Annotated in this window: 7 protein-coding genes and 4 pseudogenes (1 of these 11 running past the window's edge); 4 read left to right on the top strand and 7 right to left on the bottom strand. The window is 38.9% G+C overall.

The window, feature by feature from the left end; translation table 11 throughout:
* Both EL087_RS00725 and EL087_RS00730 read right to left on the bottom strand, forming a co-directional pair.
* On the bottom strand, positions 1 to 789 hold the 5' portion of the coding sequence (locus EL087_RS00725; protein WP_037606589.1) for a site-specific integrase. It extends 354 nt beyond the left edge of the window; only the first 789 of its 1,143 coding nucleotides appear in the window; its start codon is at positions 787 to 789; its stop codon lies beyond the left edge, outside the window.
* A 53-nt stretch (positions 790 to 842) separates the two neighbouring features.
* Positions 843 to 1,183 (bottom strand): annotated as a pseudogene (locus EL087_RS00730) (DUF771 domain-containing protein).
* Between the two features lie 177 nt (positions 1,184 to 1,360).
* Here EL087_RS00730 and EL087_RS09310 point away from each other — a divergent pair.
* Positions 1,361 to 1,465 (top strand): annotated as a pseudogene (locus tag EL087_RS09310) (IS982 family transposase); the annotation flags it as partial.
* Between the two features lie 3 nt (positions 1,466 to 1,468).
* Here EL087_RS09310 and EL087_RS09275 read toward each other — a convergent pair.
* Positions 1,469 to 1,726 (bottom strand): annotated as a pseudogene (locus EL087_RS09275) (IS3 family transposase); the annotation flags it as partial.
* Between the two features lie 79 nt (positions 1,727 to 1,805).
* Positions 1,806 to 1,916, bottom strand: a pseudogene (locus EL087_RS00750) (type II toxin-antitoxin system prevent-host-death family antitoxin); the annotation flags it as partial.
* Positions 1,917 to 2,428: 512 nt separating this feature from the next.
* Here EL087_RS00750 and EL087_RS00755 point away from each other — a divergent pair.
* A complete protein-coding gene (locus EL087_RS00755) occupies positions 2,429 to 3,856 on the top strand; it encodes a MucBP domain-containing protein (RefSeq protein WP_126406153.1) in 1,428 nt (475 codons plus the stop codon).
* A 25-nt stretch (positions 3,857 to 3,881) separates the two neighbouring features.
* Positions 3,882 to 10,229, top strand: coding sequence for an SspB-related isopeptide-forming adhesin (locus EL087_RS00760; RefSeq protein ID WP_126406156.1), 6,348 nt, complete (start codon positions 3,882 to 3,884; stop codon positions 10,227 to 10,229).
* Positions 10,230 to 10,607: 378 nt separating this feature from the next.
* On the opposite strand, the gene EL087_RS00765 is transcribed toward EL087_RS00760, so the two are convergent.
* Together EL087_RS00765 and EL087_RS00770 are read right to left on the bottom strand one after the other, a co-directional pair.
* A complete protein-coding gene (locus EL087_RS00765; protein WP_126406158.1) occupies positions 10,608 to 11,339 on the bottom strand; it encodes a hypothetical protein in 732 nt (243 codons plus the stop codon).
* A 12-nt stretch (positions 11,340 to 11,351) separates the two neighbouring features.
* Positions 11,352 to 12,026, bottom strand: coding sequence for a hypothetical protein (locus tag EL087_RS00770; RefSeq protein WP_126406160.1), 675 nt, complete (start codon positions 12,024 to 12,026; stop codon positions 11,352 to 11,354).
* A gap of 606 nt (positions 12,027 to 12,632) precedes the next feature.
* Between EL087_RS00770 and EL087_RS00775 the strand changes: the two genes are divergently transcribed.
* Positions 12,633 to 13,364 carry a MerR family transcriptional regulator gene (locus EL087_RS00775; RefSeq protein WP_126406163.1) on the top strand — a complete coding sequence of 244 codons (732 nt, stop codon included), beginning with the start codon at positions 12,633 to 12,635 and terminating at the stop codon, positions 13,362 to 13,364.
* 53 nt (positions 13,365 to 13,417) lie between these two features.
* Here EL087_RS00775 and EL087_RS00780 read toward each other — a convergent pair whose 3' ends face one another.
* The gene (locus tag EL087_RS00780; RefSeq protein ID WP_126406165.1) at positions 13,418 to 14,590 is read right to left on the bottom strand and encodes an NAD(P)/FAD-dependent oxidoreductase; all 1,173 of its coding nucleotides are present in this window, start codon (positions 14,588 to 14,590) and stop codon (positions 13,418 to 13,420) included.
* Between the last annotated feature and the right edge of the window lie 72 nt (positions 14,591 to 14,662).

The raw sequence follows: 14,662 nt of genomic DNA on the forward strand, positions 1-14,662 counted from the left end.
TTGTAAAATAGAGACTGTAGTATCGTCAATCGGGACGTCACGGATAGAAGTTTCTGTTTTAGCTTTTGTCCAGCGTTTTCTTGTGCAATCATAGCGTCTATATGTTTTAATGGTCTTATTTTCAATATTGATACAATCCCAAGTTAAGCCAAGAACTTCTCCAAACCGCATACCTGTTTTTAGTTGGATATATAAGAGGTATGGAATGACGGATTCTTGATAATCAAGGAGATATTCTAGGTACTGACAAAGTTTTTTATAATCTTCTAAGCTATGGATATATCTTTCATTCTTAGACTTTGGTGATTCTCTGCCAGATAGTACAACCCCTTCTGTGAATAAATCTATACTAAGCTTATCTTGTCTAGCAAAAATAAGGACACTTCGTATCTCTGCATTTAGGCGGCTGACATTATCACGACAATTTGTTTCAGCGTATTTATTGATAAATGCTTGATATTGGCTGGATGTGATGGATACAGCAGGTGAATCTCCAAAGTATTTTTGAATAAACTTTCCACGCAAGCGATGCTTGTTTTGTGTAGAATCCATTTTATTGAGTGGGATGATTTTTAAATGGTACCATTTTTCCCACAATTGGAAGAGACTGATGTTTTTATCAATGACCTTTCCTTGATGTAATTTAATTTCTTGGGTCAAACCTTCAATTTCAGCTTCTTTTTTGGTTTTAAATCCTGATTTTGATGTAATATAGTTCCCTTTTTTGTCAGTGATCCGATAAGACCACTTCCCTTTTTTCCCTCCGCGTTGCGTAATGTATAGTGACATGGTTACCTCTTTTCTAAGAAATCGATAACCAAGGTTTTATCTTGGTTATCTTGTCATAATTCAAAAATTTTTGCAAAATGATCCTCGAAAAATTCTTTGGTTTTGCTTGCCAGAAAGTAATAGCGTCCGCCTTGGCTATCTGGGTATTTCACAAAGCCATTGCTATTTTTATCAATGTCAATTTGCTTACGAATTTCAGGCTTATAAAGCACGTTTTCGAGTAACCATGGACGAGAGACGGAAAGAAGTTCTAAAACCTCAGAGAGCGTCAGATAACGCCCTTTTGAGGAGATTTTTTGAGTTCTTCATACTCGGAACGGTCAACGATAATTTTATCGGGTGGGAGTTGTATCGTAATATTTTTTAAGTCAATTTGTAGGGTGGTTGGTTTCATAGGTAGTTAGTCTGTATCCATTTCTTGGTCAATGATGGTCACATCTTTGATGTGTCTGCTTTCGCGATAGCGTTTTGATTTTATAAATTTTACCCGTGGTGCTAGTTCACTTCAAAATACCATAAAAACCCATTTGGACTGTACTGTAAGTGACAAAATCAACAGGAGGTCATCCAAATGAGTCATTTACAGAATACCGCTAATTCTCATTACTTGGAATGGAACATAGGTCAATTATCAAAAATTTGTCAGATGCTCTGTCGAAACTATTGCCCAGATTCGATACTTTTTTAGCAATTCCACCTGTAGGCGTAGTTGTTCCACTTCAGATAGCTGTTCCATTCCTTTACCGTAGGTATATTGTTTCCCCACGGGTTGATGGAAACGGTGCAGTTCATCATTCTGATACCATCGCCACCAGGTTTTGACCTGACTAACATTTTTGATGTCCAGGGTCTCCATGATAACCTTATTGGGCTTACCTGCTTTCTTCATTTCGATACAGGCTAACTTAGTTTCTACCGAATACGCTTTTTTGACCATAACAAAACCCTCCTGTTTCTAGTTTACTAGATTTCAACAGGAGGGTTTTTCTTGTGTCTCATTTTATGGGGCTAGTGCCGTTTTCATCAGGATTTTTATTGACAACCATTAGAGGTTCATATTCATCGTTGACTTTTTTCATGTAATTCTTCAAATTGTTTCTAAAATTTGAATAGACGACAGCTTCCATTTTATATCACCTCACTTTAAGACTATTCTTATTAGAACACTTGACAGGAACTTGTACAAGTATTATCAACTAGTTCTAAGACTATTATTTTAAAGAGTTGAAAATAAAAAAGATAGTTTACCGCTGTTGCATAACTATTCGTTACAGATATACCATTATCATTTTATACACCATTATTGAAGTGAAAAATAGTTGGATTTTGGCGCAAAAGCCCCGTATATATGCAAAATGTTGATTCATTCGATTGTCTAGACCAATTGGAATTTAAAAGTTATCAGCGCTTTAGATTACTTTTTATTAGACATCTGTAATTTATCTGTAATCAATCTACATTTATTTACAAAATGTTAAGAAATGTAGAATACCTCTGTAATGGGATTAAATAAATTTGTGAAAACCATGTAATTGGCTTGACATTCAAAAAAAAAATTACTATCATGAAAGTGAATAGTTTTTTTTAAAACTAGGACTTAACATATCCAATATGTTAAAATATTGAGAGGATATTTAGAATGAAAAAAAGCAGGTTCTTTTTAGCGTCAACGGCTGTATTGTTATCAGCCTTAGGTGCAAATCCTGTGTTGGCTAGGGATGTTGAGCGCTCTATCTCCACAACGATTGTTACACCGACTGTTGACAGCAATAAAAAGGCTTCTACTGAAACGCCAGAGTCTAAGCAAGGAAATGCAGGTGTCTCCGCGGATGTACAAAAATCGTCTGCTCCTGTGACTTCTGGTCAGGCTACATCGACTCTTCCTGATAAGGATAATCCGAGTATGCCAAGTGCGTCGGACAAGGTAGAGCCCTCAAGGGCGACACCGACAACACCAATTGTACCAGACAAGACTAAAACTGACTCACCAGATACCTCAAGTAAGGTAGAACCGACTAAACCGAAGATAGAACCAGTACCTCCAGCTATGCCAGAAAAGGATCAGTCTGGAACAGCAGGAACTGAGTCTTCAAAGCCAAAACAATCGGAACCAGAAAAGAAATACGGTGACGTAACGGTTGAGTATAAGAGTAAAGATGGTGCTTTGATTGCTCCAAAAGAGCTAGACACGCCGACTTCTGTGGTGGGGACGGATTATGATACGACTGACTACCGAAGAGAGACCATTATCAGCTCAGAGGGTAAGAAATATCGTCTTGATCTGAAAGCTACTCAGGGTTATGAAAAAGGGAAAGTTCTTGAGGGCAATACCAATATTACTTACTACTATGATCTGGTCACAGAAACGCCAGACTCTAATAAGGTAGTGCCACCGAAGCCGGAGCCAGATACCCCAGATAAGACTAAACCGAGTACATCGGATTCATCCGATAAAGGGGCAACTCCACAGGACAAACCACCAATTCCAAATCCTTCGGAGGATTCATCGGTTAGTCCAGATAGCTCCATAGCAGATACTGTGACGCCGATGGATACAATTCCTAGTGATGGGATGTTGGATACTCAGCTTGAACAGACGAATAGTTTAGAGGAGGGTATCAATCCGTCTATATTGACTGAAAAAAGTAAGGATGAACCGACAACTTCTGATGTGGACTTGAAAAAGGATGAAACATTCAGTCTTGACAATGCTTCATCTGTGACTACTAAAAAAGGTGACACGATTGACAATCCAATCAAATCAATCATCTCACCAGCTGATCCGCTTTTGACGGATAAGGGCTTTGAGATTATTGGTAATGATCAAGGAGAAGTCACTATCAAAAACGCAGATGGTTCTAAAACATCTGTACCAGCTGCGCAAGTAGGTGCTAGGGTAAATTCTGACGGAACGGTCACTGTCAAATCAAGTAATGGTAAGTTTACATTGTTGCCAGATACGGGGGAAGCAACCACGATTCTTGCAACGATTGGTTTATTTATCTTGGCTCTATTAGGCTTCAAAAAAGTCAAGCCTTTTGAGAAAGATAATTGGTTAATTGGGTAATTATTAAAAAGAAAAGAGGAATTTTATGTTTCATAATAGCAAAACGAAGGGTCATGGTTCGATCCGGAAAAACAAAGTTTATGGCACCATTGGTATCTTGACGCTTGGAACAATTGCAATCCTTAGCGCTCACCAAGGTGTAGCTGCTGATGAAGTAAAGGCAACGAAGCCAACAACGCCAGCTCCAGTGGCGGAAGCTTCTGATACAAGTCTTGCTGCACAATCAAAAGCAGCAGCAACTGAAGCAGCTAGCAGCTCTACAGCAGCAATAACCACTGCAAAAGCTGAAACAACAGCACCAGCAGGAGCTACTTCAACAGCTGACACTACAACAGCGTCAGCGACTACAACAACTGAAAGTGCAGCTACGCAACCAGCCACAGCACCAGTAGCGAGTACAACGCCAGCAGCAACAACTGCAACGCCTGAAACAACGCCCGCTCCTGCTACAACAGCAAAAGCTGAAGCAACTACTCCTGCGCCAGCAGGAGCAGTATCAACCTCAGACCCAGTAGCTACTCCGGTAGATCGTACGGAAGGTTCAAAAGTAACTGTCGAAAACCAAAAACTAAAAGATGCGATTTCTGAAGCAAATGGTTATAACATTGATGTTAAGCAAAATCAAAATGACAACATTGGAACAGCGAACAACCAAGTAGAGTCAGATGCTAAAAAGGACCTTGCCAACACTCTTGAGGAAACACAAGCAACTCGTATCAAGACGGGGGTAGATGCCTATAAACGCGACCTAAAAAAAGCGCAAGCAAACACCGGCACTCCAGGCTATCTAAGTGAAGTTGTCAGCCAAGGCTTGAAATTTGAACGGGAGCCTAATGCTAAATTGTCTATCACTGGTACCACTGAATTTGGTCAAAAAGATATGAATAATATGTCATATGAGGAGTATGTGAAATCTGGTGGAACGTTTGCAAACAATCCAATCCCAGCATTTACAACGAAACTGTCAGCTGGTGGAAGCCGGTTTGTCATCCCTAAAATTAAAAGCGGACAAACCATTACGGCTACTTATACGGGCCTCCAAAATTCTAAATATAATGGAGTAAGTATTTCAAAGGTTACTTATGAGGTAACGAATTTAAACCCTAAAACAGGTATCGTTGGTTTTGCTGAGAAGGATCCGACGAGAGGGATTTACACTTTTTATGACATAAATGTACCTTCTAGATATAAAGTTGTTGCTCGCTTCTATGATGCTGATGGCAATGTTATAAACTTTAAAAAAGATAACCCTGCAATTTTGGCTCTAACAAGTTTAACCAAAACAGAACCTAAGACTGGAAAATTGGCTGGTCTGAAGCACGAAGAAAGCATAACAGATTATAATTTCCGACCAGTAAAGATTACCGGTTCTTTGGTTGAAAAACAAACCGATGGACGTTTGGCAGCAAATATTGTCACTGACGGCATTAAAGACGACTATGATGATCCAAATTTCTATAAAATGGGGATTGCGGGTGTGGCAGAAAGCGGAGATTCAATTTCCTTTGTGATGCAGCGGACTACACAATGGGATAGAGGTTATTGGTTAGCTATTACAAGCAAATTACCATCTCGCTTTACTCTTGTAAAACCAGATCTTGAATACAATCTGGTTGAATACAATCTTGCAGGGAATGTCTTGCTGGATAACTATATTCAAGGGACTACTACTAAACTAACAAATACTCAAACAGTTAAACCTACAGGAACTCCTGTTGGTGAAGACTACACAACAACACACCAAGACAGAATCACAACAGCGGATGGCAAAATCTATAAATATGTGTCATCAACTAATAATACAACAGGTAAAGTTAAATTAGGTACAACAAATGTAGCAAACTACTATGCAGAAGTAAAAGGTAATGTTGTTGTTGACTACCAAGATAAGCAAGGCAACACTATTTCTCCACGTATTGTAGATACACCGGATACATCAGTAGGAACGGCCTACGATACAACTGACCACAAACCGTCTACGATTACAACAGCCGATGGAGTGAGTTACCGAATTGATCCTACAGCTACACAAGGTAAAGAAAGTGGTAGAGTTGTTGAAGGAACAACCCGCGTTATCTATGTTTATGATAAACTTGAAAAACCAGTAGAGAAATATGGTAACGTGGTTGTCGATTACCAAGACAAGCAAGGGAACACCATCTCTCCACGTATCGTAGATACACCAACTTCACGAGTTGGTACTTATTATGATACAACTGACCACAAACCAACTACAATTACGACGGATGATGGCACAACTTATCGTATTGATACCAATGCTACACAAGGTCACGAGAGTGGTCAGGTTGTAGAAGGAACCACCCGCGTTGTCTATGTTTATGACAAAGTTGAAAAACCAGTGGAAAAATATGGTAACGTAGTTGTCGATTACCAAGATAAGCAAGGGAACACCATTGCGGAACGTGTTGTTGATACTCCGACTTCAAAAGTTGGTACAGCGTATGACACTACAGACCATAAGCCAGCCACCATCACAACAGCAGACGGAACAACGTATCGAATTGACAGAAGCGCGACCAAAGGTAAAGAAAGTGGTCAGGTTGTAGAAGGAACCACTCAAGTTGTCTATGTCTATGACAAAGTTGAAAAACCAGTGGAAAAATATGGTAACGTAGTTGTCGATTACCAAGATAAGCAAGGGAACACCATTGCGGAACGTGTTGTTGATACTCCGACTTCAAAAGTTGGTACAGCGTATGACACTACAGACCATAAGCCAGCCACCATCACAACAGCAGACGGAACAACGTATCGAATTGACAGAAGCGCGACCAAAGGTAAAGAAAGTGGTCAGGTTGTAGAAGGAACCACTCAAGTTGTCTATGTCTATGACAAAGTTGAAAAACCAGTGGAAAAATATGGTAACGTAGTTGTCGATTACCAAGATAAGCAAGGGAACACCATTGCGGAACGTGTTGTTGATACTCCGACTTCAAAAGTTGGTACAGCGTATGACACTACAGACCATAAGCCAGCCACCATCACAACAGCAGACGGAACAACGTATCGAATTGACAGAAGCGCGACCAAAGGTAAAGAAAGTGGTCAGGTTGTAGAAGGAACCACTCAAGTTGTCTATGTTTATGACAAAGTTGAAAAACCAGCAGAAGAATATGGTAACGTAGTTGTCGATTACCAAGATAAGAAGGGCAATACTATCGCACCACGTGTTGTTGATACACCAGATAGCAAAGTTGGTACGAACTACGATACAACAGATCACAAACCAACTAGAATTACTACAGCTGATGGTAAGGTTTATCGCATTGATCCAAAAGCAACTCAAGGTCAAGAAAGTGGTAAGATTGTTAAAGGCACTACTCGTGTTGTCTATGTTTATGACGAAGTACTTGGAGATGTAACCGTTCATTATAAAGATGAAGACGGAAAAGTCATCAAAGAACCTGAAAAAGATACAACTGGTGCTCCAATCAATACTGTTTATGACACTCGTGATCACGCTCATAAGACAATTACCACAAAAGATGGTCGTACCTATGAAATTGTTCCTGAAAAGACTCAAGGACTTGAACAAGGTAGAGTTGTTGAAGGAAATACAGATGTTACTTATATTTATAAGCAAGTATTCGGTGATGTAGTCGTTCACTATGAAGACGAATCTGGCAAGAAGATCAAAGAAGATGTAACGGACACTTCTCATGCTAAAGTTGGTGAAAACTACGATACAACAGACCACAAGACAACAGCAATTAAGTCTGGTGATAAAGTGTACAATCTTGTTCCTGAAAAGACAAAAGGTAATGAAAAAGGTAAAGTTACAAAAGGCGTTACCGAAGTTACTTATGTCTACAAGGAAGTGAAAGCAGAGCCGACTAAGAAAGGTACAAATGCCAAAGGTGAAGATGTCAATGGTAAGACAATGTTGGCTGGTTCAACAGAAATCTACACTATCAACATCGACAACGACCAATACAAAGGTCTTACAGGCGTAACCGAAAAAGACAAGCAAGCTGGCTTGATGTTGGTTGAAAAATACTCTGGTAAGTATGTCACTCCTAACTTGGCAGGTGTTCGTGTAACAACAGAAGACGGTAAAGTTCAAAGTGGCTTCACAACCAAGATTTACAAATCTCTAGCAGAAGCTCCACAAAAAGTTCAAGATTACATCAAGGCAAAAGGATTGCAAATCGATGGTGAATTTGCCGTAACCACTTCAGACGATCCGGTTGCTTACACAAACAATTATGTCTTGAAAGGTATCAACCTCAAACTAATCTTCCCAACTACAGTTAAGAAAGACATCAAGGACGCTAGCAAGTACGATAACAAGGCTTATCAAATTGACTTTACTGGTATCCATGATACAAACCTTGTGACCAACAACATTCCGAAGATCAATCCGAAGAAAGATGTTGTAGCAACTGTTGAAGATGGTCAAAAAGACCAGAATTCATTGAGTGGTAAGACAGTTAAGGTTGGACAAGTTTACAACTTTGAATTGGAAACCTCTTACTTGCCAGCTAACCGTGGTCAAGCGATTGAAAAGATGGAAGTGAAGGACACTTACTCTCCATTAGTAGAATACAACGGTGTTCACAAATGGTTTGCGAAGACAGACCTTCTCTTGAAAGACGGTACAAGATTAGCTAAAGGTACTGACTTGACGCAATATGTCAGCCAAACGATTGATCACAAGTCAAGAACAGTTGTGTATTCATTCTCTAGTGACTTCTTGAGCAAGATTTCAGATAATAGTGAATTCCAAGCTACAGGTTACATGCAAGTGAAACAACTGAATACTGGTACCGTGAAGAACACCTTTACTGAAATTATCAACAATGTTGAACGTGATTCTAATACGGTAACAGTAGACTCACCTCAAGATTATGGTGATGTTGTGGTTCACTATGTAGATGAATCTGGTAAGAAAATTAAAGAAGATGTAACGGATACTTCTCATTCTAAGGTTGGTGAAAACTACGATACAACAGACCACAAGACGACAGCGATTAAGTCTGGTGATAAAGTGTACAACCTTGTTCCTGAAAAGACAAAAGGTAATGAAAAAGGTAAAGTTACAAAAGGCGTTACCGAAGTTACTTATGTCTACAAGGAAGTGAAAGCAGAGCCGACTAAGAAAGGTACAAATGCCAAAGGTGAAGATGTCAATGGTAAGACAATGTTGGCTGGTTCAACAGAAATCTACACTATCAACATCGACAACGACCAATACAAAGGTCTTACAGGCGTAACCGAAAAAGACAAGCAAGCTGGCTTGATGTTGGTTGAAAAATACTCTGGTAAGTATGTCACTCCTAACTTGGCAGGTGTTCGTGTAACAACAGAAGACGGTAAAGTTCAAAGTGGCTTCACAACCAAGATTTACAAATCTCTAGCAGAAGCTCCACAAAAAGTTCAAGATTACATCAAGGCAAAAGGATTGCAAATCGATGGTGAATTTGCCGTAACCACTTCAGACGATCCGGTTGCTTACACAAACAATTATGTCTTGAAAGGTATCAACCTCAAACTAATCTTCCCAACTACAGTTAAGAAAGACATCAAGGATGCTAGCAAGTACGATAACAAGGCTTATCAAATTGACTTTACTGGTATCCATGATACAAACCTTGTGACCAACAACATTCCGAAGATCAATCCGAAGAAAGATGTTGTAGCGACTGTTGAAGATGGTCAAAAAGACCAGAATTCATTGAGCGGTAAGACAGTTAAGGTTGGACAAGTTTACAACTTTGAATTAGAAACTTCTTACTTGCCAGCTAATCGTGGTCAAGCGATTGAAAAGATGGAAGTGAAGGACACTTACTCTTCATTAGTAGAATACAACGGTGTTCACAAATGGTTTGCGAAGACAGATATTCTTCTTAAGAATGGTCAAAAGATTGCCAAGGGTACAGATTTGACGAAGTTTGTCAACCAAACTGTTGATCACAAGACAAGAACGGTTGTGTACTCATTCTCTAGCGCTTTCTTGAATAGTATTTCAGATAATAGTGAATTCCAAGCTACAGGTTACATGCAAGTGAAACAACTTGACTATGGTACTGTGAAGAATACCTTTACTGAAATCATCAATGGTGTTGAAAGAAATTCTAATACAGTAACAGTGGTAACGCCAGACAAGCCTAAGACTCCTGATAAACCACAAACCCCACCAGAAACTCCTAAGACACCTGAAAAACCGCAAACACCTCCTACACCAACACCTACTCCAGTAGTGCCAACTACTCCAAAACAACCTGTAACTCCACAAGTAACCTTGCCTTCAACAGGTGAAGCTACAAATGATGGTGCAGCGTTGGTAGGATTAGCGTTTGCTGCTACAGCATTGTCAATGCTTGGCTTCAAGAAACGTAAAGAGGAGGAATAAGTCCTAACGATTATCCTAACTCTTGCTAGGTAATAGCGACAAAAAGAGGTTGAGACCGAGTCTCAACCTCTTTGCTATAATGTAATGTCGTTGTTGATTGTGTATTTGAATATATGATAAATAAGTCAAAAGTGCTTCGTTCTACTTCTATTTTAAAATTTAAGTCAATCCTTTTCAGATTGAAAAGAGGACAAAAGAGGCTGGGACAAAAGTCCGACCTCAAATATAAAAAGCGAACAAAACTAGTTTTCTGATAATCAGAATTCTGCTTTGTTCGCTTTTCGCATTTAATTATAGATTTGAAGGGCTTAATAATTAAGATTTTTAAAAATTGAAATCTTTTTGTCCCAAACTCTTTAATATTATTGAACACTGTTACTATCCAAGACTATCAATGGTTGCATTGATAATTTTAATGGATTCTTTTGTGTAATCTTTTTTTTGTTGTTGTCTTTCAGATTTTGTCATGGGACGTGGCTTTACTACTGGGTCTGGCTTTACCACAGGTGCTTTTTTTTGTTGGTTAATTCTGTTTGTTTCAACAGTAGGTGCTGGTTGAACAATTGGTTCAGGCTCAAGTTCTGGTTCTGTCTTTACATCAACAACTGCCTCTTCATCAACGGGCTGTACCTCTTCAGAAATGTCTTCTGAAGGTTGTTTTTCTCCCCATTCTTTGCGTGCATCTAGCTCTCGAATGACAAATGCTTTTCCACGATATTCTTTTGGAACAATGGTTGCGATTTGCTCGTCTGTGAAAAGTTCAGCTTCGTCAATGTCTACAACGTCCCAGACAATCTCACCATTAGAATTACGGACATAGTAGCCGTTTTCATCCTTTTGTCCAGCCAAGAAACTAGATACGCCAATGATTTCTGTAACGTTGACATAACGCATGCCAGTATCAACGTCCCAAACACCTGAAAATACAGCTTCAAACAGTGCTTTGTATTGTTCTTCTGAATCTAATGAGAAGCCATTGATTGTTTTCATGGCATTAGCGCTATAAGCTCTTGATAGCACTTCAAGTTTCTTTTTGTAAGTATCAAATGATTTGTTTTTTAAGAAGCGATCTTGCTCTAGTGTTAAAACGGGTTTATCTATTTCTGACATGATTGTAGACTCCTATTCATTATTATTGATATTAAAGTTTAAGGTGATCAGCATTAGTTTTGGCTGAGTGATTTTAAATAATTTACGAGCTAGTGAAATTTTGAAAATACCGATGATATTTCCTTTTGCATCTTGCCGGAAATTTTTTCCGACAACTTCTACATTTTCTTTGTGACCGTCCTTGACTGCTTCACGGACAGCTTCTAACATCGAGTTTTTTATCTCTTCAATACTTGAATACTCACTGTAAAAAGAGACAGAATGATGTTTTTTAAAGACAGCACGGTAAATCATTTTTCTATAAATTTTTTTATAAATAATGGCAATCAAAAATGGTATGGCTAAGCAGATATCAACGACTGGATTTTTTAAATAATCAAATAGTTGATTGTCAAAGTAGCTAATGACTGCTAAGTAACCAAGCGCCGATAGGATTTTAAAGTAGTTGCTAGCGATTACGATGTCTTCGGAACTATTTGCCACTAAAAATCCAACCAATATGTAGATGAAAGAAGCAATTAAAGCTGCAATGTGGATATAGTTTAGCGGTATATTGAGAATATTATATGTTAAGAGTAGGAGAGCTGTGCCGGCAACGAACACAATTCCTACAAAATAGATCAGTTCAGCTAACCACTTCAGCAAGACTAGAAAGACTAACGGTGTGTCTTTTTTCTTTTTTGACATTTTAATCCTTTCTATTCTTTGTTTATTTTTAAGGATAGCCAGACACTAACTTTCCTCATACAAGTACTCTTGTATTATTATATATATATTACCAAAATTTCACAAATAATACAATAAAATTCATATATTCTACGAGCGAAAATCCTTATTATTTCTATGTTTTCTTTCGTTTTGAGATGCAGTTGAAACAAGTGAAAGAAGAGATAGCTAACAGAGACAATAGGGACAAAAGAACTATTAACTTGCCGCCTCTGTTTATGTTAGTTATCATTACAGGGGGAGTTCGGAAAAACTTCGCTGTTTTTAGTCAGTTTAGAGTTTCCCAGGCACAATGGGAGCTGGTAGTCTCACCCCCGCAAGGGTGCTTAACAGTCCCTTAGACTGTTGAGGTGGTGGATAAAGAAAACAAAGTTTTCGTCAAAAGTGCTCTTTCGCACTTGAAAAGCGAATGGTGTTGAGATTTGCTTTGCAAGCAACATTAGCGATTTTTTGTACAAAGCAAGGGCGTACTTTGCGATAACTCTATTTGGGGGTAAAATATTTTTAAAAAAGTATTGACTTCAACCTAAGGGGAGGGTTTATAATGAGATTTGTAAGGAGGAAATGATGTATCAAATCAAAGAAGCTGCGCAGCTTTCAGGTGTTTCTGTCAAAACACTGCATCACTATGATAAAATAGGTTTGCTTGTACCGCAAAAGTCTGGAAACGGGTATCGCCTTTATAGTGAAGCAGATTTAGAGCGTCTGCAAATTATTTTATTTTACAAATATCTTGGATTTTCTTTAAAGAAAATAGCAGAGCTACTAGGTCAGAAAGAGCAGGAACTATTGCCTCACTTGAACAAGCAATTGCAGTTTTTGCAGCAGGAAAGGGAACATTTGGATACCTTGATTTTCACCTTGCAAAAGACAATTCAAGCTCAAAAAGGAGAAAGAAAAATGACGACACAAGAAAAATTTGTTGGATTTACCTACGATGAGCATGCAAATTATTATCATCAAGCGGTTGAAACATACGGTCAAGAAGTAATGGACGAGTCGCGTGCACGACAAGTTGGCAAAGAAACTGAGACGACGGAAGCATTTAACAAAGTTTTTCGCAATCTAGCTAACAATATGCAAAAAGGTCTAGCTGTAGAAGCACAAGAGAATTTATCAGAAGCCGAGCAGTTATTTCAAGCAATGAATACCTATGCCTTTGATTGTTCTCTGGAAGTTTTCGCTTTTATTGGAAAAGGCTACGTGGCAAATCCTGAATTTAAGAAAAATATTGACCAATTTGGAGTTGGAACGGCCCAATATGCAGCAGATGTTATCCAAGCATACGTTCACAAGTAAAATAAAAAATAGGGCAAATGCTAGTGTTCTGCATGGTAGCATTTGCTCTATTTTTAGTATTCCATACTTCCAGCAACCCAGCCAGTACAGAGAGCGACTGTAATATTAAATCCACCGGTATGAGCATTGATATCCAGCACTTCGCCAGCAAAATAAAGCCCAGAAACTAGTTTGCTTTCTAAAGTCTTGGGATTGATTTCCTTAAGACTGACACCGCCCTTGGTCACAAAAGATTTGGCTAGAGACATTTTGCCGGTAATAGGAATCGGTAGAGCTTTGAGCTGTTGAATGAGCTCTTCTTTTTCTTTTCCAGTCAATTGTTTGCCTTTTTCAGGGAATGGCTGCGCGAAAAAGTCTGCAAGACGTTCAGGAAGTAATTGTTTGAGGCTATTTTTGAGCGATTTTTCTCGGTTATTTTCTAAAAATGCTGCCAAATCTTCCGCAGAAAACTGTGGTAAGACATCTAAATAAATGGTTTCACCACCTTTGAGGAAACTGGACATCCGTAGAGCAGCTGGACCAGATAAACCAAAATGAGTAAAGAGCAGGTCGTGGGTAATGATGTGTTTATTATAACGAAGGGTGACGTTGGCTAATGCAATCCCCTGTAAAGCCTTGTGTGGAAAATCTGTCAAAAGTGGGCTTTCTGCAGCTTCTAACTCTGTTATTGTATGGTTGAAATGGCGGGCAATCTCATAGCCAAAGCCAGTAGAGCCAGTCGAAGGATAGGATTTACCACCTGTGGTGACAATCAATTGGTCGCTGCTCCAAATGTGCTCACTTGACTTGATGATAAAGCAATCCGCGTTTTTCTTTACAGAAACCACTTCTGTCTGTGTCTTGATTGTAGCACCCAGCTCTTTTATTTTTTGTTCCAAGGCTTCAATAATTGTAGAAGATTTATCTGTTGTTGGGAAAACGCGCCCGTGGTCTTCCACTTTAAGTTTCACGCCATTCTCAGTGAAAAAATTCATAATGTCATGATTGTCAAACTGGGAAAAAACGCTGTAGAGGAAGCGACCGTTGCCTGGTATGCCAGCTAATAAATCCTCTAAAGTGCCATTATTCGTCACATTGCAGCGTCCGCCACCTGTTCCGGCAAGTTTCTTACCTAAGCGTTTATTTTTTTCTAAGAGGAGAGTTTTTTGTCCATGAAAGGAGCTGGAAATAGCAGCCATCATACCAGCAGGTCCTCCGCCTATAACGATTGTATCAAAATGGTTCATTGTACTTCTTTCTTTAAATGAATAGGTCAAATTTATTGTATCATAAATGTGACGAAATTCCTTGAAATCCAG

The sequence above is a fragment of the Streptococcus milleri genome (genome assembly GCF_900636525.1).
GTDB classification, from domain to species: Bacteria; Bacillota; Bacilli; order Lactobacillales; family Streptococcaceae; genus Streptococcus; species Streptococcus hominis.

Excerpts from the sequence above, each read along its gene's own strand:
- EL087_RS00780 (WP_126406165.1), bottom strand. The coding sequence starts at position 14,590 with ATGAACCATTTTGATACAATCGTTATAGGCGGAGGACCTGCTGGTATG.
- EL087_RS00765 (WP_126406158.1), bottom strand. The coding sequence starts at position 11,339 with ATGTCAGAAATAGATAAACCCGTTTTAACACTAGAGCAAGATCGCTTC.
- EL087_RS00770 (WP_126406160.1), bottom strand. The coding sequence starts at position 12,026 with ATGTCAAAAAAGAAAAAAGACACACCGTTAGTCTTTCTAGTCTTGCTG.
- EL087_RS00775 (WP_126406163.1), top strand. The coding sequence starts at position 12,633 with ATGTATCAAATCAAAGAAGCTGCGCAGCTTTCAGGTGTTTCTGTCAAA.
- EL087_RS00760 (WP_126406156.1), top strand. The coding sequence starts at position 3,882 with ATGTTTCATAATAGCAAAACGAAGGGTCATGGTTCGATCCGGAAAAAC.
- EL087_RS00755 (WP_126406153.1), top strand. The coding sequence starts at position 2,429 with ATGAAAAAAAGCAGGTTCTTTTTAGCGTCAACGGCTGTATTGTTATCA.